The 16,683-nt window shown below is 45.1% G+C and carries 21 protein-coding genes; all 21 read right to left on the bottom strand.

The genetic code is table 11. The features are described from left to right. Positions 1 to 30: 30 nt before the first annotated feature. The 21 genes from AC4EHK_RS14130 to AC4EHK_RS14030 all read right to left on the bottom strand — a co-directional run bounded on the left by AC4EHK_RS14130 (position 31) and on the right by AC4EHK_RS14030 (position 16,681). Entirely contained in the window at positions 31 to 495 is a 465-nt protein-coding gene (locus AC4EHK_RS14130) for a hypothetical protein (protein ID WP_490979430.1), read from the bottom strand. 37 nt (positions 496 to 532) lie between these two features. Beyond that, on the bottom strand, positions 533 to 1,201 hold the full coding sequence (locus tag AC4EHK_RS14125) for an HAD family hydrolase (protein WP_490979429.1): 669 nt from the start codon (positions 1,199 to 1,201) through the stop codon (positions 533 to 535). Positions 1,202 to 1,217: 16 nt separating this feature from the next. Then, positions 1,218 to 1,991 carry a hypothetical protein gene (locus AC4EHK_RS14120; RefSeq protein ID WP_490979428.1) on the bottom strand — a complete coding sequence of 258 codons (774 nt, stop codon included), beginning with the start codon at positions 1,989 to 1,991 and terminating at the stop codon, positions 1,218 to 1,220. A 120-nt stretch (positions 1,992 to 2,111) separates the two neighbouring features. Beyond that, positions 2,112 to 2,462 carry a PilZ domain-containing protein gene (locus AC4EHK_RS14115; RefSeq protein WP_490979427.1) on the bottom strand — a complete coding sequence of 117 codons (351 nt, stop codon included), beginning with the start codon at positions 2,460 to 2,462 and terminating at the stop codon, positions 2,112 to 2,114. A 20-nt stretch (positions 2,463 to 2,482) separates the two neighbouring features. Continuing rightward, positions 2,483 to 2,920, bottom strand: a complete 438-nt coding sequence (locus AC4EHK_RS14110; RefSeq protein WP_490979426.1) for a YaaR family protein — start codon at positions 2,918 to 2,920, stop codon at positions 2,483 to 2,485. A gap of 15 nt (positions 2,921 to 2,935) precedes the next feature. Then, a complete protein-coding gene (locus AC4EHK_RS14105; RefSeq protein WP_490979425.1) occupies positions 2,936 to 3,361 on the bottom strand; it encodes a DUF6115 domain-containing protein in 426 nt (141 codons plus the stop codon). 30 nt (positions 3,362 to 3,391) lie between these two features. Then, on the bottom strand, positions 3,392 to 4,150 hold the full coding sequence (locus AC4EHK_RS14100) for a FliA/WhiG family RNA polymerase sigma factor (protein WP_490979424.1): 759 nt from the start codon (positions 4,148 to 4,150) through the stop codon (positions 3,392 to 3,394). A gap of 35 nt (positions 4,151 to 4,185) precedes the next feature. Next, complete coding sequence (locus AC4EHK_RS14095; protein WP_490979423.1) at positions 4,186 to 5,055, bottom strand: MinD/ParA family protein; 870 nt, start codon at positions 5,053 to 5,055, stop codon at positions 4,186 to 4,188. After that, on the bottom strand, positions 5,048 to 6,169 hold the full coding sequence (gene flhF, locus AC4EHK_RS14090) for a flagellar biosynthesis GTPase FlhF (protein ID WP_490979422.1): 1,122 nt from the start codon (positions 6,167 to 6,169) through the stop codon (positions 5,048 to 5,050). The genes AC4EHK_RS14095 and flhF overlap by 8 nt, the downstream gene beginning before the upstream one ends. After that, on the bottom strand, positions 6,166 to 8,205 hold the full coding sequence (gene flhA / locus AC4EHK_RS14085) for a flagellar biosynthesis protein FlhA (RefSeq protein ID WP_490979421.1): 2,040 nt from the start codon (positions 8,203 to 8,205) through the stop codon (positions 6,166 to 6,168). The genes flhF and flhA overlap by 4 nt, the downstream gene beginning before the upstream one ends. A gap of 22 nt (positions 8,206 to 8,227) precedes the next feature. Beyond that, complete coding sequence (gene flhB, locus AC4EHK_RS14080; RefSeq protein WP_490979420.1) at positions 8,228 to 9,316, bottom strand: flagellar biosynthesis protein FlhB; 1,089 nt, start codon at positions 9,314 to 9,316, stop codon at positions 8,228 to 8,230. Then, positions 9,317 to 10,096 (bottom strand): flagellar biosynthetic protein FliR, encoded by a 780-nt coding sequence (gene fliR, locus AC4EHK_RS14075; protein ID WP_490979419.1) that lies wholly within the window; start codon positions 10,094 to 10,096, stop codon positions 9,317 to 9,319. Positions 10,097 to 10,102: 6 nt separating this feature from the next. Continuing rightward, complete coding sequence (fliQ, locus tag AC4EHK_RS14070) at positions 10,103 to 10,372, bottom strand: flagellar biosynthesis protein FliQ (protein WP_142827577.1); 270 nt, start codon at positions 10,370 to 10,372, stop codon at positions 10,103 to 10,105. Positions 10,373 to 10,388: 16 nt separating this feature from the next. Continuing rightward, the gene (gene fliP, locus AC4EHK_RS14065; protein WP_490979418.1) at positions 10,389 to 11,078 is read right to left on the bottom strand and encodes a flagellar type III secretion system pore protein FliP; all 690 of its coding nucleotides are present in this window, start codon (positions 11,076 to 11,078) and stop codon (positions 10,389 to 10,391) included. Then, entirely contained in the window at positions 11,075 to 11,722 is a 648-nt protein-coding gene (locus AC4EHK_RS14060; protein WP_490979417.1) for a flagellar biosynthetic protein FliO, read from the bottom strand. Before AC4EHK_RS14060 ends, fliP begins: the two co-directional genes overlap by 4 nt. 26 nt (positions 11,723 to 11,748) lie before the next feature. After that, positions 11,749 to 12,792, bottom strand: coding sequence for a flagellar motor switch protein FliN (gene fliN / locus AC4EHK_RS14055; protein WP_490979416.1), 1,044 nt, complete (start codon positions 12,790 to 12,792; stop codon positions 11,749 to 11,751). Next, positions 12,782 to 13,765 carry a flagellar motor switch protein FliM gene (gene fliM / locus AC4EHK_RS14050; RefSeq protein ID WP_490979415.1) on the bottom strand — a complete coding sequence of 328 codons (984 nt, stop codon included), beginning with the start codon at positions 13,763 to 13,765 and terminating at the stop codon, positions 12,782 to 12,784. Before fliM ends, fliN begins: the two co-directional genes overlap by 11 nt. 13 nt (positions 13,766 to 13,778) lie before the next feature. Next, positions 13,779 to 14,024, bottom strand: a complete 246-nt coding sequence (locus AC4EHK_RS14045; protein WP_490979414.1) for a flagellar FlbD family protein — start codon at positions 14,022 to 14,024, stop codon at positions 13,779 to 13,781. A gap of 19 nt (positions 14,025 to 14,043) precedes the next feature. Then, complete coding sequence (locus tag AC4EHK_RS14040) at positions 14,044 to 14,832, bottom strand: flagellar hook-basal body complex protein (RefSeq protein ID WP_490979413.1); 789 nt, start codon at positions 14,830 to 14,832, stop codon at positions 14,044 to 14,046. A gap of 42 nt (positions 14,833 to 14,874) precedes the next feature. After that, positions 14,875 to 15,327, bottom strand: a complete 453-nt coding sequence (gene flgD, locus AC4EHK_RS14035; protein WP_490979412.1) for a flagellar hook assembly protein FlgD — start codon at positions 15,325 to 15,327, stop codon at positions 14,875 to 14,877. 16 nt (positions 15,328 to 15,343) lie between these two features. Next, the gene (locus AC4EHK_RS14030; protein ID WP_490979411.1) at positions 15,344 to 16,681 is read right to left on the bottom strand and encodes a flagellar hook-length control protein FliK; all 1,338 of its coding nucleotides are present in this window, start codon (positions 16,679 to 16,681) and stop codon (positions 15,344 to 15,346) included. Between the last annotated feature and the right edge of the window lie 2 nt (positions 16,682 to 16,683).

The raw sequence follows: 16,683 nt of genomic DNA, 5'->3' as shown, positions 1-16,683 counted from the left end.
GGCTCCTGTCCGCTGCTCTGCATTTTCTTGCTACGTATACTGGTTAAAGCGGGCATCTTCCGGAGTGACATGCTTGATGAACACAAGATCCTCTTCTGTAATGTCCGGAACAAAAAACTCAGTGCCCCAATTCTCTGAGGAGAAAACATGCTGTTCTTCCCTGCTCAGAAAAACAGAAAACCATTTAAGTTTTTTCTTTCTGCTGACATGATGGGTTATGAGAAATTCAGCAATGTCTAACGTCAAGAGGCCAGAAAAGATAGTCATGCCTTGTTTGACGCTAATATCGAATGGCCGGGGCAAGCTGGACGTGAGTTCTTCAATGGTTTCCGTTTCCTCGTCAAAGCAATGAATTTCAAAGAGATCGGATTTGGCCAGAAAATACTCCATCAACAGGAGCCAGTAGTCATAATTCCCGCTCGCCGGCACCCGCTCTGTTTCCCGGCCAGCGACAAATTCTGTAAGTTCGAATTGCAATTGTGTTTTTAATTCCATGCATCCCCACCTGCCCTTTTCCCTCTGTAACGCATGACTATACTGCGTTTAAGCGCTCAATCACTCCAACCACTTCGTTCAAGCCGTCCACTTCTCCATTTGCCCCGAGGCAGCTCCAATGTTCATCTTTTTTCCAGATGGCTTTTAAACCGGCTGCTTTTGCCGCTTGGATGTCGTTTTTCGGGTGGTCCCCGACATAGACTGCTTCCTCTGGTAAAACGCCTAAGCTTGTCAGCGCTTTATGGAAAATGGCAGGATCCGGCTTGGCCATGCCTTCCCATTCGGAGATCAGAATTTCGTCAAAATGCTCTTCGATTCCCAAAGCCTGAATATTGTTCAGCTGAAACTGCCCTCGTCCATTAGTAATCATGCCTAACCGCAGGGACTGCGAAGACAGGTCTTCAAGCATCCTGGCCAAATCTGCAAACGGTACACAATGATATTTAAAGTTCATCACATAGTCTTCCAGCAAGGTTTGCCAGTCTACCCCGGTAATCCTAAATTCTTCGATCAACTGCTGATAAACGCGGTCTTTCCATACATAGCCCTTGGCATCCAATGCGATAAACCGCTCAATGAAAAGATCTTTCGGTATATGTTGCATAGTTTCGGCTAATCGTTCGTATTGTGCCTCTACGAATGCGGCCAATGAACGATCCCGGTCCAATAAAGTGCCATCCAAATCAAAAATAACGGCTTTAATCATCTCATTCTCCTGTCCATCATTCATGGCTCCCCAAATTCAGCCGCTGATAAAAACTTAATGATTCTGCCAGAAACTCTTTATCGTATTGCGTCTTATCATGTATTCTTTCTACCCATTCCTCCAGCGTTTCAATCTCATTATCCGGGTAGAGTCCAGTACGCGTACTCAAAAAACTTTTCCAATTATCAAATTCCCAGTGAACAATTTCGCCAGCTTCCAACAACCGCACTTCAAGCAAAGGCTCCGGATGAATATGCTGTTGGGAGTATTCGGCAGCCGCTAAAAATTCCGTGCGGTCAACCGGCTCCAATGCATAAATCTGATTCGACTGTTTGCCATTTGGCCGGTGATAAATGACTTCTATTCCATTCTCTGCAGCCTTTACCTGAACTTCCGCTCCTGGGAAAAAACCTGAAAGCCTGCCTTCTTTAAACTCCGGACAGGCTGCATCCACCAGGATGGGCTGAATCCATTGGTCACCTAAATCGCATAGAAATCTGCGCGCACGCTGATCCTCAGCTACAACGGCTGCATGAACCCGTTCGGTACCAAGCCCGCTGCCTACTGGATAAGCTTTAACACCTGCCCGATCAAACGCTTCCAACAGCCAAATTGCCAAATCAAAACAATTTCCAGTAATGCCGTAGCGGTTGTGATGTTGCACCATCTGCTCCACGCTGCGCTGTTTTTGTTCACCTGAGCGCTGATAATGCCAGGCCTTCGTCAAAGTCTCCATTGGAAAACCATCAAACTGCTGCCAAACGGAACGTATTTCTTCCGGCGCTTCCATGTTTCCACCTTCCCTTTTTTCGTATGGCTACTACTTCTCTTTCCCGTACCGAAATTCCTTCTGCATGCAAAAAGAGCAAACCCGAAAGTCTGCTCTTTTTGTATCGAATGAAATTGTGTCTTACTCTGCAGGATTCCCTTTTCGCTGGCGAATCTGGTAGTAATTCAACTGCTTGAATAATTCGGAAGAAGTTCCTTGGTCTACTGCAAAGGCCACACCGTATTCCACCAAATCTTTTCCGGTTATTTTACGAACAATTTTTCCATCTAATAAAAAAGCACTATCCAACACTTCAAAGCTGCAGCTTACATGCTCTTTCAATGGAATGTTTAAAGCGGAAGTAAACACAAGCCCGCCGGCACTAATATTATAAATTTCAATAGGCACAAATCCGCTGCCATAAACTGATACTTTGCCATTCATGGCTTCGTTGAACCTGACCCTAAAAAACTCCCGACGATTGTCTGACATTTCGTCCTCTCCATCCTTCATCACATATATAAATTGACAAGCAGTCCTTTGATTTCTCCGACTAGATCCAAAGTACCAATTCCCTCTTCTTCATTATTCAATAGTTGGTCTTGAATTTCAATCAATTTTTTATCTATTATTTTAACGATTTGTTGGGACTTCATGCCGCCGGCTGGGTGCTGGCTTTGCTCGTCGGATAATTGAAGGCCGTAACGGATAGATTCGCTGACAAACTGCTTGACGGCGTTTTTATAGTTCAAGACATTTTCAAGTGTCCGCTGATTGGCCAGTTTCTGTCCTTGCGCATCGACCCGCCCCATCAGCTGGCTCAAAGAATCATTGTGCAGCTTGGAATGAGATTTTTTCATGGCATTCGAAAAAAGTTCACCGGTCTTTGTTTCCGTAACTTGTTTCGAAAGCCGCTCATTCGAAATATTGCTTTGGCTTTCAATGCGCAAATAAAGGACCTCCTCTTAGTTGTAATTGCTTTGCCGTTTGTTTTTCATGTTTACAATTAGCTCTACTTTTCCATAATCCATTTGGAGCACTTTAGCGATTTGTTTTGAAGAAAATCCTTGTTTGGAAAGCTGAATTACTTTTTCTGTTTCCACTGGATCCTTTTCAGCAATTTCTGCTTCTTCAAGTACTGTAGGCATTTTGTTCTCTAAATGGTCTACGCGCTTCATCAGCTTTTGTTCGCTTTCTTTTATATACGCAATTAATTTATCGTAAAGTTCCTCATTTTCTTTTTCAAGTTGGATCACAAATGCTTCCATGCTTTCGTGAATTCCAGCCGGGTCTTCCTCGGGCTGCTGTTGCTTTTTAAGAGACAGCAGCAGTTTTACATTCATCAGCAGCAACAAGATTATTGTTGCAATCAATAGCCACTCCATGATCATCACCTTGGCCTTCTGTTCCTTATTTCACTGTTAGTAATTATCGTGTACGGATAAAATCGAAGCGTGCAAGCGCAGCATTGCTTTTGAATGCAGCTGCGAAACTCTTGATACACTGACACTCAAAATTTCAGCGATTTCGGTTAATTTCATGTCTTCAAAATAACATAAGGAAACCGTCAATTTTTCTTTTTCCGGCAACCGGTCAATCGCTCTCACCAACGATTCTTTGGTCATTTGCTCAGACATGTGGCGTTCGGGCGAATTGGCGTAGTATTTCCCCAACGCACCGCGTTCTTCAAAGTTTTCATCATCCATTGAAATCATGGTGGATAAAGCAGCTTCCGAAACAGCTTTATTGAGCTCCGCTTTAGTAATGCCGAGATAAGAACTGACTTGTTCATCCGAGACGGAAGCATTATTTTGCTGCTCCAGCAGGAGATAGGCTTTTTCAATTTTCTTTACTTTGTCTCTGACGGACCGCGGAAGCCAGTCACTGTTTCGCAAACCGTCAATAATGGCACCTTTGATGCGCCAAGATGCGTATGTTTCAAACTTTAAATCCCGCTCTATATTGAATTTGCTTAAGGCATCCAGCAGTCCTTCGTAAGCATAGCTGCGGACGTCATCTTTTTCCACAGTTTTAGGCAAACTGATCATGAATCGTTGAATCACGTAATCGACCAAAGGAAGATACTGTTCAACCAAGTATTCGCCAGCTTCCGGGTCTTTGTGTTGTTGCCAATCGCTCCAGCAAGTAAGTTCTTCTTTGGATAATTTAGGATTCAGCATGATTTTCACCACCATTTCCAAGCGGCAAGCCGCTCTTATTTAAACAGGATTTTCATAATGAACCCTTTCAGGCCCAGTTTATAAGGAACGGGCAACTGCAGAAATTCGCGTGCCACTTTGCGGATGGCGGTCGCTGACGGACTATCCGGGTATGCAAGCAGAAGCGGCTTTTGTCTTTTCACTGCTTCTGGAATGCGCGGATCACTTGGAATGGAACCTAAGGTGCCGATTTCTTTGCTCAAAAACTGTTCCGTTACGTGCTTAAAGTTATCGGCTGTCTGCTGTCCTTCACGTGCACTGGTCGATTGATTGATTACCAGCTTCATGTGGACATTGGGATCTTTTCCATGAACCATCTTAACGACAGAGTAAGCATCGGTGATGGATGTCGGTTCGGGTGTTGTCACCAGGATGACGTCATCAGCTGCCAGAATAAAACGCAGGTTTTCGTAAGACAATCCTGCTCCTGTATCCAGAATGATGTAGTCCACTTGTCCTTGCAGCGTGCTCAGTTCTCTAAAAAACTTCTCCAGTTTAAGGTCGTCCATACGAAACAAATCATTAAATCCGTTGCCCCCTGAAATAAACAGCAAGCCATTGGGGCCTTCTTCAATAATATCCTGTGCAGCCAGATCTTTTTCGATCATTGTTGCAATCGTTTCACGTGGTGTGCGGCCAAGCAGCACATCGATGTTTGCAAAGCCGAGATCGACATCAAATATGAGCACTTTTTTGTTTTGTTCTACCAGGCTTAGCGCAAAATTCAACGCAAAATTGGATTTCCCCACTCCGCCTTTGCCGCTTGTAATGGCAAGAACACGCGTTTTTCTCGTGGGTTTTCGATCATTTTTCTTAAAGTGCTTTGCCATCATTTTTTCTCTTAATTCATTCGCCTGGTCAAGCATGATTTTCTTCCCCCATTATAAAATCTGCAACCAACTCAGAAGTGACTGTTAAAATATCGTCTGGAACGTTTTGGCCATTGGCGATGTAGCGGATGGGGATATCGTAATGAGAGATCAAGTTCAAAATGGCGCCGGAAGAACTCGTTTCGTCTTTTTTGGTCAACAACAATTCATCCATAGCAATCGATTGAAAATTATCAATGATTTTTTTCATGTCTTCGTATTTGGCAGTCAGGCTGAGCACCAAGTTTATTTGGACTTTGCTGTTATCCGGCAATAATCGTTCAAGCTCTTCAATATACTGCTGTTGCTGATAATTGCGGCCAGCGGTATCCATTAAAATAATGTCGCATGCTGCAAAGTCCTCAATTGCATTTTTCAGCTCTGCTGCTGAATCCACTACTTTCACTGGCAAATTCAAAATGCTGCCGTATGTCTTCAACTGCTCCACTGCAGCAATCCGGTAAGTATCGGCAGTGATCAAGCCCACTTTTTTGTCTCTTGTCAGCATGTAATCCGCTGCAATTTTGGCGATTGTTGTGGTCTTTCCAACACCTGTCGGGCCAATAAAACAAATAATTTCAGGATCTTGAACGGTGAGCGCCGGCTGCTGTTGATCAATCAAGGCAAGAATTTCTTCACGCGCGGCTGACCATACTGTTTCTAACGCAGGGTCAGCCTTGTCGTCCAAGTTCGAAATGATCTTTGCGATCAATTCGGTTTGAATGTCTTCTGCTACTTCCTGTGCAGTCAGATGCTTTTTCAATAACTGAAATGCGGCGGGCAGCCGGTCTTCTGTCATTTGCTGCATCATGAATTGTTTGATGTTTTTCAATTCGCTGATCAATTCGGTTGCGGTTTCCCTTTGAACAGCTGGCTGCTTAGCTGGCTGTTCTTTTGGAAATTCTGCCGGCACGCGTGCTTGTTCACTTTCTTGCTTTGCTATTGGATCAATTGCTGCAGTAACTTCCAATTTTTCCTGCTGGAAAAACCCTAAAAAACCGCCTGTTTTTACTTTTTTCGTATTCAAAATCATGGCGTCTGCGCCTAAATCCCGCTTGATCAACGGAATTGCTTCCGTCATCGTAGCTACTATATACGTTTTTAGCCTCATGAGATGTTAACCACTCCAACACTTTGAATTTCAATTTCAGGTTCCAGCTCGTTGTACGATAGCACCGGCAGGTCAGGCGCAAAGCGCTCGACAAACTGCCTCATGTAAATACGAATGGCAGGAGACGTCAGCAGGATCGGCTGTACACCGGTTTGCTGAAGCTGTGCAGCCTGTTCCGTAATCTTCTGGAAAATGGTTTGGGAAGATTCCGGGTCGATGGACAAGTAATTGCCTTGCTCTGTCCGGTGCACAGAGTCGGCAAATTTTTTCTCGAGGCTCGCCCCAGCTGTAATGACTTGAAGCGGCTCTCTTTGTGTCGTGTATTGCAGCGTGATTTGCCGCGATAAAGATTGGCGGACATATTCTGTCAACAGGTCGGTATCCTTTGTTTGCGAAGCATAGTCGGCCAAGGTTTCCAAAATGACCAGCAAGTTGCGGATCGATACTTTTTCTTTCAACAGCTTCATTAACACTTTTTGGACTTCTCCAATAGTCATCAGCTGCGGAACCAATTCTTCCACAACGGCCGGTGAGGTTTCCCTCACGTTTTCAATCAGTGATTTGACTTCCTGTCTGCCAATCAATTCATGGGCATGGCGCTTGATCACTTCCGTCAAGTGAGTCGAAACAACAGACGGCGGATCCACAATGGCATAACCGGCCATTTCGGCTTCTTCTTTCATTTCTTCATTGACCCACAGCGCTGGCATGCCAAAAGCAGGTTCAACCGTTTCAATGCCTTCTACTGCTTCGTCATCAATTCCCGGGCTCATGGCCAAGTAATGGTCGAGCATGATTTCTCCGGACGCTACACGATTGCCTTTGATTTTAATAACGTATTCACTTGGCTGCAGCTGGATATTGTCGCGAATCCGGATAACCGGAACCACAATGCCAAGCTCCATTGCACATTGCCGGCGAATCATAATGACGCGGTCCAAAAGATCGCCGCCCTGATTTTTGTCGGCAATCGGAATCAGTCCGTAGCCAAATTCAAACTCGATGGCATCGACGTGAAGCAAGTCGATGACGCTTTCCGGGCTCTTCATTCCTTCGATTTCTTTCTCGTCCTTGCCTATTTCCACTTCCTGCTTTTCCTCGGATTTCAAGGTCTTTTGCATTTGGAACGCACCGTAAGCAATCACTCCGGCAATCGGCACAACCAGCATCGGGCTGATTGGCGTAAACACCGCAAACATTACAAGGGTGGCGGCGACAATATACAGCATTTTCGGATAAGCGAAAAGCTGCCTCGTAATATCCGAACCTAAGTTGCCGTCCGATACTGCACGCGTTACAACGATACCCATTGCAGTCGAGATCAACAAGGCTGGAATCTGCGAAACCAAACCATCACCGATTGATAGCAAAGTGAACAGCTGCGCGGCTTCTCCAAATGGCAGTCCGTGGACCATCACGCCGATCAGCAAACCGCCGATAATGTTGATGATGGTAATGATGATGCCGGCAATCGCGTCTCCTTTAACGAACTTGCTGGCACCATCCATCGCTCCATAGAAATCGGCTTCCGAGCTGACTTTTTCACGTCGGTTCTTAGCTTCTTGATCAGAAATCATTCCAGAGCCTAAATCAGCGTCGATGCTCATTTGTTTTCCGGGCATCGAATCGAGTGTAAATCGTGCAGCGACTTCCGCTACTCGCTCAGAACCTTTTGTTATAACCAGGAACTGAATGATAACAAGAATGAGGAAGACCAAAATACCGATAATGGCACTGCCTCCAACAACAAATGAACCGAAAGTCTCAATAACTTGTCCAGCAGTCTGTTCGGTTAAAATAGAGCGCGTTGTTGACACGTTCAAGCCTAAGCGAAACAAGGTAGTCAACAAAATCAGTGTGGGGAATATAGAAAATTCAAGTGGTTCTCTTGTATTCATTGCCACTAACAGGATTGTTAAAGCAATACTAATATTAATCATAATTAAAATATCTAATAAGAGCGGCGGAAGAGGGATAACCATCATTACAACAATCATGATGACGGCTACCATAATGGCATAATCTCTTAATTTCACGCGGTTCCCTCCTCTTTTTTGTTCATCGGATTTTTCCTTTTAATCGGTAAATATATGCTAATACCTCTGCCACGGCCAGAAACAATTCTTCCGGCACGGTATCCCCTATTTCAACTTGGGCATACAATGCACGCGCGAGAGGCTTATTTTCCATCGTCACAATTCCAAGTTCTTTTGCTTTTTCTTTGATTTTTAAAGCCAGATGATCTTTGCCCATCGCGATGATGACCGGGGCCGCCATCGTTTCGGCATCGTACTTGATGGCGATTGCATAATGCGTCGGATTGGTGATCAGCACATCCGCGCCCGGCAAATCTTGAATCATGCGATTCATGCTCATTTGCCGCTGCTTGTCTTTTATTTTTGACTTGATGAGCGGATCGCCTTCCGCTTTTTTGTATTCATCTTTAATGTCCTGCTTGGACATCCGTATCCCTTTTTCAAATTCGTATTTCTGGTAAATATAATCGAGAATGGATAAACTCAGCAGAATAATTCCTGCAACCAGACCCATCTGGAACACTAGCGAGCCAATAAAAGATAAGGAATACCTAATGCTTTGTTGAGACAGCGAAAACAGTTCTTCCTTGCCGAGCCACAGGACACCAAATGCAGCGCCTCCGATAATGGCAATTTTCAGCAAGGATTTTCCTAGTTCGACCAGGGCACGAGCCGAAAAGATCCGTTTTGCCCCTTTAATGGGATCCATTCGTTCGAGCTTTGCCATGATTGGGTCAGTTGAAAAAATCGCTCCGACTTGGATAAAGTTTCCGAAAAAGCCAAAAACCACACCAATCAGCATAATTGGCAGCATCAGCAAGAATGCATTCATAGCCATTTGCTCAAATAAGGTCCGAATAGTCGCCGGCGTTATTTCCCAGGAAATATACTGCGTAAAATGTATGCGGTAGATGGCCAAGATCTGGTCCAGCATCCAGCCACCCAAGGAATTCAGCAGCATAATTCCACCTAACAAAATCATTGCTGCGGCAACTTCAGGACTTTTTGCTACTTGCCCCTTCCGCTTGGATTCCTGGCGTTTTTGAGGTGTCGCTTTTTCAGTTTTCTCACCGGCAAAAAACTGCAGGTCCAAGCGATACCTTTTTACCACTTACGTTCCTCCTAATAAACTGATCAACTGAGCCATGCTCACCAAAATTTTCTCAAAGAGAATTTGAAGGACGAAGAAGAACACCGGCATAGTCAGAAACAGCATGATAAAGCCGACTAAAATCTTTATTGGCAAGCCGACTGCAAAAATATTCAGCTGCGGCACCGTTTTTGCCAAGATGCCAAGTGCGATATCCACCAGAAACAAGGCACCGACGATTGGCAGCGCAATCTGGAGGGCAATTAAGAACATATCTGTGAACAAACCAGTCATAAATTGAGCGATGTCTTCTGCTTTCACCGTGATTGCCAAACGCTCTACCGGAAACACGCGCAGGCTATGCATGACGCCGTCTAGCATTAAATGGTGGCCGTTAGCTGTCAACAGGAACAAGAGCGCCATCATGTACTTAAAATGGCCAATGATTGGCACTTGCGCACCTGTTTGTGGATCCAGCACATTGGCCATGGAAAATCCCATCTGAAAATCGATGAACGCTCCAGCAATCTGAACGGCGTATAACAGCAACGCCGCTGTGAATCCAAGCGCCAATCCAGTGCCAAGTTCTTTGAGAACCAATAAAATATAAGAAGAGTCTATTGGGATTGTTTCGCCCATCGGCAATGTTGAAACAGCAACAAATGCCAGAAAAGCAGCAATGCCAATTTTAAATTGCGCCGGTACGCCCCGCATGGAAAAAATGGGAGCGATTAAGAAAAAGCTGCTCAGCCGGATAAGCATCAGCAAAAAATAAGGCAGTATGTCAAAAATCATTTCCATGCCCGCTTACCCGATGATTCTTGGCAGCTGCTGAAACAGGTCTCTAGTATAATCCAGCAGCAATGTCAGCATCCACGGCCCGAAGACCACGAGCGAAATGAAGACCGCCAGTATTTTGGGTATGAACGCCAGCGTCTGTTCCTGGATTTGCGTCATCGCCTGGAAGACGCTGACCAATAATCCAACCGCCAACGCTATCAGCAGCATGGGTGCCGAGATGAGGATAATGGTAAAAATCGATTGTTCGGCTAGTTTGATCACCATATCTGGAGTCATCGTTTTCTTCCCTTCGTCAAAAGCTGACAAGCAGCGATTCGATTATTAAGTACCAGCCATCCACCAGAACAAACAGCAAAATTTTAAACGGCAGTGAAATCATGACCGGCGGCAGCATCATCATCCCCATTGCCATCAACGTACTGGCGACCACCATATCGATGATCAGAAAAGGAATAAAGATGACAAACCCGATTTGGAACGCAGTTTTCAACTCACTGATGGCAAATGCCGGAATCAGTGAAGTCAACGGAATTTCTTCAATGGTGTCGGGTTTTTCCAGCTCTGCGTATTTAAAGAACAAAGCCAAATCTTTTTCCCGTGTGTTTTGCGCCATAAATTCCTTTAACGGGAGAATGGCGGTATCTAACGCTTCCTGCTGTTCCATCTCGCCGTCTAAATACGGCTGCAAGGCAGTTTCATTCATTTCCATGGCAATCGGCGACATGATGAAGAATGTCAGAAACAGCGCTAAACCAACCAATACTTGGTTTGGCGGCATGGATTGCGTACCGAGTCCGGTCCGGACAAATGACAGCACGATGATGATTCGTGTAAAGCTGGTCATCATAATGAGAATCCCGGGGGCCAGCGATAACACCGTCAACAGGAAGAACAGCTGAAGGGTTGTCGAGACATCCTCAGGCGATTCTCCGCCAAAATCAATGCCCGGAATATTAATAGTTGATAAAATTTCCGGAATCATAGCGGACGTCCTTCCTTGTCTTTCTGTTCTTCCCCAAGCTCATTTTGGAGCGCTTGCTGTTTGGCTTTTTGCTTGTTCAGGCTTTGATTGAACAGCTGGTCAAAACCCTTTCTTTGCGGGTTTTTCGAAAAGTTGCCGATTTTCTTTTTCGTAAAGTCAACCAGGTTTTTGGAAAGTGCGGGCTGCTGGTTTTCAAAATCCTTTTCGATGCTGGAGATTTCCGCTTCATCTGAAAACTCTTTGATCAAGCTCACTTCATCCCCGACACCAATCAAGTACATTTGGCCGCCAACTTTCACCAGTTGAAGCGATTTATTATTGCCAAGCGGTGTGCCGCCCATCAGTTTAACTGCCTGATTTGGCATGAGATTTTTTTGGCGTGCCGCTAAAAACTTAATCAGGCCGTAAATCATCGCCACAACCAACAGCGTATAAAGCACCAACTGAACAAGAATACCAGCCAGGCTTTTTTCTTCCACCGGCGCCGCCTCTACAGGGTCTGCCGGCGTTTCTTCTGCAGGCTCGTCGTTATTCAGCCATTCCACCACGTTTGGGTTGGCCTGAGCAGCTGCAGGAGACGACAGTGAGACAAATAATAAGACAGTCATAAGCATTGTGATGTATACAAAAATAGATTTGTTCAATCTCGACAAACTCCTTCTATCCGGCATTAACGCAGTTTCGAGATACGCTCTGCTGTGCTTAGTACGTCTGTTACGCGGACACCAAAGTTTTCGTCAATGACGACGACTTCTCCGACTGCGATTAGCTTGTTGTTGATTAGGATATCAACAGGTTCTCCAGCTAATTTATCCAGTTCGATGATGGACCCCTGTGAAATTTCCAAAATATCTTTGACCATGCGCTTTGTACGTCCAAGCTCAACGGTTACTTGAAGCGGGATATCCAAAAGCATGTTCAAGTTATTTGGTTCTGACTGAGTTGTTTCCGTATTGTCAAAACTGGAAAACTGAACATTTTGTACGGTTGGTGTTGATGCTGTAGATTCTGTTGGCTGGTTATCTGAGTGCTTTGGCATTTCGCGTATCTCCTCTATTTCTTCTTCGTCCACCGACTCGGTTAGGATACCCGCCAGTTGTTTTGCCAGCGGTACAGGAATGCACAGCTGAAAATGGACTTTTTGCTTACCGCCAACGTTCAGCTGAAACTCTGCTGCTGCAAACCATTGTTCTTTTGTAAAGTTGCCTAATGGAAAAACGCTGTCCTTTTCAACAATGTCCATACCGGACAACGAGTGGGAAACATCCAGCTCCAAAAGTGCTGACATGCATTGCGCCACGGAATCGAACATTTTGCCGATCATATCCTGAACAGCTTGAAATTCCTTTTCTTCTGCTGCCTCGTCCAATACGGCCGATAGCGCTGCGTCGATTTCTTTTTTGGATACGCCCAAAACTTGTATTCCAGTAGCTGCTCCTGCGTATTCACTCAATGCTACGTAAAAAGGTGCAGTTGTAGAGGCGAACACGCTCTCTCTGTCTATGATCGTGACAGTTGGAGCCGTTACGAAAACCTGTTCTGAAAGTTGTGCAGTCAACACAGCTGCAGATCCGCCTAATGAAGCGTTCAACAGTTCCGTGACTGCCTCTGTTTCCATTTGGGATAATGAACTTTCAGGCATCGCCTTCCCCCCTGTCTTGTTGAGATTCAGTAACCCTGCGCGTTCTTCCGGAGATGGTTGATTAGTTGTCATCGTTACCCGCTCCTTGTGCTGCTACTTCTGTTACTTGTACAGCCATTCGGCCTTTTGAAATGCCGGGCTGTGCATAAAACTTCAGCTTGTCATCTACCTGGAGCATAACAGGCGCTTCATACGACTCATTCATGCGAATGACGTCTCCATTTTTCAGGTTTAAAAAATCCCCAAGCTGGATCATCGACTTGCCAAGCACTGCTTTAATTTCCATCTTAGTGCCTTGCAGTTTTTCTTCCAATGCTTCCAGTTCATGTGTTTCAATGGATTTTTTTTGATTGGCCAGCCAATGCTTCGCTGACAGCTTCGGCAAAATCTGCTCCAGTACGACGTGGGGCAGGCAAATGTTGATAATGCCTTCCACCATGCCGACCTTTGTGTGCAGCTTAACGAGAATGACCGTTTCGTTAGGCGGTGACATGGTCAAAAATTGCGGATTTACTTCAATTTCTTTAAGTTCCGGATATAGCTTCAATACGGATGCCCAAGCTTCTTGAAAGCAATCCAGTGACTTTGCAAATACACGCTCAATGACACTGATTTCGATTTCAGTCAAATCGTTGTCTTTATCCAAAATATTGCCTTGTCCGCCGAGGAGACGGTCGAACATGACATAGGCAACCTCCGGGGAAAAGTCGATAACCATGCTGCCCTGCAACGGGTGGGCTTCAAAAATTCCCAAAATCGATTTTTTCTCAACGTTTTGAATAAATTCCTGGTAGGAAACTTGTTCAACGGATGTTACTTGAATCTGCACAAACGTTCGAAGCTGCGCGGAAAAATAAGAAGTCAGCAAGCGAGCAAAGTTTTCATGAATCCGAGTCAGTGTACGTATTTGGTCTTGCGAAAAACGCAAGGCTTTCTTAAAATCATAAGTTTGGACACCCTTTTTCTTTTCAATAGCTTTAGGCGCTTGCTGGCCCATTGCCGAAAGGATGGTTTCGATATTTTCTTCTGATAACACATCTGTCAACTTGGTTGCCCCCTCATTCGTCCAGGTTCGGCTCATGCAAACGAGGTAAAATGTTCAGTTTCCGATAATACACGGTCACTTTGTCCATAACTTCCTCTATCGTTTCCAGTACATGGACTTTTTTGCCAGTTGTTAACGTCACCACAGTGTCCGGTGTCGATTCCAACCGTTCAATATATATGGCGTTTAAGACGATCGGTGATCGGTTTAACCGGGTCAATTGAATCATATGGATTTCTGAGTGAAGCCTATGCCCCACTCAGCCTAAGCCCCCTCTATTAACGTTTCAGGTTCACAACTTCCTGCAGAATTTCATCAGAAGTTGTAATCGTTCGTGAGTTTGCCTGGAATCCACGCTGTGCGATGATCATTTCAGTAAACTCTTCCGTTAAGTCAACGTTGGACATTTCAAGTTGTCCAGATCCGATTTCTGTGTTTTTTACTGTTGCTGTTTGAATATTAATACCGTTCGCGCTGGCCATTTCTGTCATCTGGTACAATGAACCACCAAATTTACGAAGGCCTGCTGGATTTTCAGGTGACGATACGCCTACAGATGAAAGAGTTGTTTCAGTGCCATCTGCTTCTTTGCCGATTACTTCACCCAAACGATTAATACTAAACGAATCATAAAGATCCGCATCAATTTCGATTGGTTGTCCAGTACTGTCTAACACGTTATAACCTTGTGCTGTTACCAAGTTGCCTTCAGCTGTTACCGTAAAATTACCTGCACGCGTTAAATACTGCCCTTCGACTCCTGGAGCTTCCGGGTCTTGCACAACGAAAAATCCATCACCCATTATCGATAGGTCTGTACCAACTCCTGTAGACATTGTTGAGCCAGCATTGTGGTTGACATTTACAGCAGCCATCGACGATCCCAAGCCGATCTGCATTGGATTGGCACCACTATTCGACATGTTTTGACTTAACAAATCTTGAAAATTGATTGTGCTTTTTTTGTAGCCGATTGTATTGACGTTGGAAATATTATTCCCGATGACATCGAGCTTCGTTTGAAACCCTTTCATACCTGAAATTCCTGAGTACATTGAACGCAACATTTAATTTTCCCCTTTCAAGAATCTTCTGCTATCCAGAATGGATCAGACGATTTCTTGTTGATTTGTGGTAGCTGTTTGTTTTTCAATCCGTTTAATGGACTCAATTGGCACTTTTACATCCGATCCTTCAAGTTCTGCAAGCAATTCGCCGTTCTTGCTGGACAAAGCTTTGACAATTCCTTCGCCTGAGCCTGTTTCTGACTCCCATTTAACTGAAGTGCCGATTAAGTGTGCGTAATCTGCTAGTGAAGAGCTGCCTTGATTGCTGACGAATTGCGTCATGGTCTTGTTTAAGTTGGTCAATTGCTCCAAGCTCGTAAACTGAGCCATCTGGCCAATAAATTCGGTATCTTTTAATGGCTCCATTGGATCTTGGTGCTTCATTTGAGTGACCAAAATTTTCAAGAAAGCATCTTGTCCAAGTGCATTTGTTGCTTCCTTGGCAGCTGGTGCTGGTGCAGCCGCTGCTGCGGTTGTCGCTGTTGAGATGTTCATCAAAACACCCTCTCTTTTATACTGTGTAATCGACTTTCATCAACTGGCCAACCGAAGGCTGCCTGTCAGCGGCCTTTTCTTCTTCAGGCAGGAAATAGCCATTTTTTTCTTGTTTGCCGGCGCCATTTCTGGATTGCTGGGAAAATCGTTGTTCGGTAGGGGAATGTTGCTGACTGAAAGGCTGCTGCGAACTTTGCTGCAGCACTTCGATCTTTTCAACGGCTACGCCTTGCTGTACTAACGAAGCTCTGAGTTGATTGAGCTGAAGTTCAAGTGCTTCTTTTGCCATCGGTGTGCTCGCCATAATTTGAGCGGCCAGCTTGCCATTCACTGATGTCAGAAGAATTTCCAAATGGCCGAGATGTTCCGGGAAAATATTGACGCGCATTTTCATGCCTTCTGCCGTCTCTGCCATGCGCATCGAGTTTTTCAACATGCCGCCCAAGTCTTCAAGCAGATTGGATAGCCGGACTACTGGTGCAGGAGGTGGGTTGGCTTCTGTCCGCACTTGGTTGCCGGCAGCCTTTGCCGCTTCAGCCGTCATACTGGTGGCTGGCTGGACAGTTGTTTCTTGAGCTGGTTTGCTGTCAGTTGTTACTTTTTGTGACTGAAGTTCTTCAGCACTTTGAAGCTTTACGGATGGCTGAGGTGCAACTTCTTCTGTTTGTTGAGGCGTTTCTTGTGTTTCAACAGGGACTTTTGGAAGTTCTTTGACTGGTTTTAGGATTTCATTTAAAAACCTTGGAATATCATTTACCGATTTGACTCCTTCAACCGGCATTTCCTGGCTGATTAGCTTTGCTTGTTGAGCTGTTAAAACTTCTTTTTCAAGAACGCCAATCAGCTTGTCGAGCTGTTTGGAAATTTCGGGCATATCGGCAAGGTTGAGGTTGTTTGCTTGTGTTGCTGCTTCTTTAGCCGCCGAACTTCCTGTGGACTGTGCAGATGCTACGCTCGAGAGAACTTGCAGCTTTTGCTGGATGTTTTCGAGCAACTCAAGCAGTTTGGCAGAAGCATCTGCAGCGTCTGTTGGACTGGCAGTCGTCTGGCCGGATGTTACGGAAACTTGTGCATTTGCAGCTTGCAGCTCCTGCAATTGGAGAATTGCGTATTGAAGCTCTTGCTGTTCAACTGTCTGCTCTTCGACCGGGATTTCTTGCAGGAGCGTTAGCAACGATTCCAAGCTTTCCATCACTTGGTCTGCCGGAAGCTGTTCTTCACTTGGCAGCTCTGCTTCGGTACTCAATGAAGTTAGCAAAGAAGCAAACACGTCCTGATCTTGTTGAGCCGGTGCAGCGGTTTTTTTGGCTGCCGGCGAGATGCTTTGTGGAAATGATAGTTTTAAAGCTTCCATTG

It is taken from the genome of Planococcus sp. TJ-307, assembly GCF_058268435.1.
The sequence above is the reverse complement of the archived record's forward strand: the minus strand, read 5'-3'. Positions and strand labels throughout refer to the sequence as shown.

Excerpts from the sequence above, each read along its gene's own strand:
- AC4EHK_RS14130 (WP_490979430.1), bottom strand. The coding sequence starts at position 495 with ATGGAATTAAAAACACAATTGCAATTCGAACTTACAGAATTTGTCGCT.
- AC4EHK_RS14125 (WP_490979429.1), bottom strand. The coding sequence starts at position 1,201 with ATGATTAAAGCCGTTATTTTTGATTTGGATGGCACTTTATTGGACCGG.
- AC4EHK_RS14120 (WP_490979428.1), bottom strand. The coding sequence starts at position 1,991 with ATGGAAGCGCCGGAAGAAATACGTTCCGTTTGGCAGCAGTTTGATGGT.
- AC4EHK_RS14115 (WP_490979427.1), bottom strand. The coding sequence starts at position 2,462 with ATGTCAGACAATCGTCGGGAGTTTTTTAGGGTCAGGTTCAACGAAGCC.
- AC4EHK_RS14105 (WP_490979425.1), bottom strand. The coding sequence starts at position 3,361 with ATGATCATGGAGTGGCTATTGATTGCAACAATAATCTTGTTGCTGCTG.
- AC4EHK_RS14100 (WP_490979424.1), bottom strand. The coding sequence starts at position 4,150 with ATGCTGAATCCTAAATTATCCAAAGAAGAACTTACTTGCTGGAGCGAT.
- AC4EHK_RS14095 (WP_490979423.1), bottom strand. The coding sequence starts at position 5,055 with ATGCTTGACCAGGCGAATGAATTAAGAGAAAAAATGATGGCAAAGCAC.
- flhF (WP_490979422.1), bottom strand. The coding sequence starts at position 6,169 with ATGAGGCTAAAAACGTATATAGTAGCTACGATGACGGAAGCAATTCCG.
- fliR (WP_490979419.1), bottom strand. The coding sequence starts at position 10,096 with ATGGAAATGATTTTTGACATACTGCCTTATTTTTTGCTGATGCTTATC.
- fliQ (WP_142827577.1), bottom strand. The coding sequence starts at position 10,372 with ATGACTCCAGATATGGTGATCAAACTAGCCGAACAATCGATTTTTACC.
- fliP (WP_490979418.1), bottom strand. The coding sequence starts at position 11,078 with ATGATTCCGGAAATTTTATCAACTATTAATATTCCGGGCATTGATTTT.
- fliN (WP_490979416.1), bottom strand. The coding sequence starts at position 12,792 with ATGACAACTAATCAACCATCTCCGGAAGAACGCGCAGGGTTACTGAAT.
- AC4EHK_RS14040 (WP_490979413.1), bottom strand. The coding sequence starts at position 14,832 with ATGTTGCGTTCAATGTACTCAGGAATTTCAGGTATGAAAGGGTTTCAA.
- flgD (WP_490979412.1), bottom strand. The coding sequence starts at position 15,327 with ATGAACATCTCAACAGCGACAACCGCAGCAGCGGCTGCACCAGCACCA.
- AC4EHK_RS14030 (WP_490979411.1), bottom strand. The coding sequence starts at position 16,681 with ATGGAAGCTTTAAAACTATCATTTCCACAAAGCATCTCGCCGGCAGCC.